This is a genomic window from Aquiflexum sp., from assembly GCF_977115555.1.
Genome location: NZ_CDSBKL010000572.1, coordinates 1 through 2,009, shown reverse-complemented (window position 1 = coordinate 2,009; position 2,009 = coordinate 1). Strand labels below are relative to the sequence as shown.

Annotated in this window: 2 protein-coding genes; both read right to left on the bottom strand. The window is 36.9% G+C overall.

What is annotated here, in order from left to right:
* Positions 1 to 153: 153 nt before the first annotated feature.
* A complete protein-coding gene (rfbA, locus tag ACZFYI_RS19690; protein WP_462525824.1) occupies positions 154 to 1,032 on the bottom strand; it encodes a glucose-1-phosphate thymidylyltransferase RfbA in 879 nt (292 codons plus the stop codon).
* Between the two features lie 105 nt (positions 1,033 to 1,137).
* Positions 1,138 to 2,009 (bottom strand): non-hydrolyzing UDP-N-acetylglucosamine 2-epimerase (wecB, locus tag ACZFYI_RS19685; RefSeq protein ID WP_462525823.1); only part of this gene is annotated, 872 nt, incomplete at its 5' end.

Below are 2,009 nucleotides of genomic sequence, written 5' to 3'. Positions count from 1 at the left end.
TTGGAGTCAGTAAAAAACCCACTAAGAAAGCTGTACTAACCGCTAGAAAAATGACCATAAAAATTATTTTTTTGGAAATGTACTGAAAATCAACTAAAATTCAAATTTAGACATCAGAATTTTTCATACCCCATGCCAACCTAAATGATTTAATCATTTACCTCTTATTTTTCTAAACAGGTATTCACCATATTCATTTTTTCTCAAATTTCGAGCCAATTCTTCAAGCTTCTCTGAATTAATAAATCCCATGTCGTACGCAATTTCTTCTAGACAGGCAACTTTTAAGCCTTGGCGCTTTTCAATGGTATGAATGAAATTAGATGCTTCAAGCATAGATTCGTGAGTCCCTGTATCCAACCAGGCAAATCCTCTCCCCATCAGTTCAACTTTAAGTTCCCCATTTTTTAAATACTCCTGGTTGACGGTAGTGATCTCTAACTCGCCTCTATGGCTAGGCTTAATGCTTTTTGCAATTTCAACAACCGAATTTGGATAAAAATATAAACCTACAACAGCATAATTACTTTTTGGAACAACAGGCTTTTCTTCAATACTTATCGCATCCCCAATTTCTGTAAATTCAACAACTCCATACCTCTGAGGGTCCTGAACGTAATACCCAAAAACAGTGGCTTTATTTTCTTTTTTAACTGTTTCTACTGAACTTTTCAAAAGTTGGGTAAATCCATGTCCATAAAAAATATTATCTCCCAAAACCAAGCATACAGAATCTCCGCCAATGAATTTCTCCCCAATAATAAATGCTTGAGCCAAACCATCCGGAGATGGTTGTTCTTCATAGGTAAGTTTAAGTCCTAAATCGGATCCATCTCCAAACAATTTTTTAAAATTAGGAAGATCGTGCGGTGTGCTGATAATTAAAATTTCCCTAATTCCTGCCAACATCAAAACTGACATCGGATAATAAATCATTGGCTTGTCATAGATGGCAAGCAGTTGTTTGGATGTTCCCTTTGTAATAGGATAAAGTCGGGTGCCGGATCCCCCTGCTAGTATTATTCCTTTCATAAACCAAAAATATAAATAAATATCAAACATTTAAGAACAACAAATCCCCAAGCGGACTGATTAACCACTTGGGGATTACTATAAATTTTCAAAACTTAATATTACCTAACTATATAATTCAATTATTTTAGAAACTATCCTATCGGCAGATTTTCCATCCCACATAGGAATTCCTCTGTATGATTTCCAATTTCCTGATAGTAATTTTATTAGATAAGGCTTCAAATTATCAGGATTTGTACCTACAAGTTCATTGGTCCCAAGGATAATGGTTTCAGGTCTTTCGGTATTATCCCTTAGAGTCAAACAAGGAATATTCATTACTGATGCCTCCTCTGTGACACCTCCGGAATCCGTGATTACACCTTTTGAATGCTCCACGAGATAGTTGAACTCAAGGTATGACAAAGGTTCAACCATTCTCAATCTTTGATGATTAATCCCAATTTTCGCAAGATTGGTAGCTGTCCGGGGATGAACGGGGAAAATGATTGGGAATTCCCCGGTATTTTCCAGGATGGTATTCATCATTGCTTTTAGCTGATTTTCGCCATCCACATTAGCCGGCCTGTGCATGGTTAACATCAAATAGCCTCCCGATTTCAAATCTTCATATTGTGATCCTTTAGGTTTAAAAAATCGGTTTCTATTTAAAAAAAGCGTATCAATCATTGTATTTCCAACAAAATGGATTCTTTCTTCTTCGACGCCTTTGGAGCGAAGGTTGGCGTTTGCGATTTCCGAGGTGGTAAAAAAATGATCTGTGATACTGTCCGTAACAATTCTGTTTACTTCTTCGGGCATTGACATATCTCCAGACCTTATTCCTCCCTCAACATGTACCACATCTATCAATAATTTTTTAGCGACTATGGAGCAGGCAAGCGTAGAGGTAACATCTCCCACCACCAAAACCACATTTGGTCTGTTTGAAACCAATTCTTTTTCAAAAGCAACCATTATGGCAGCCGTCTGCT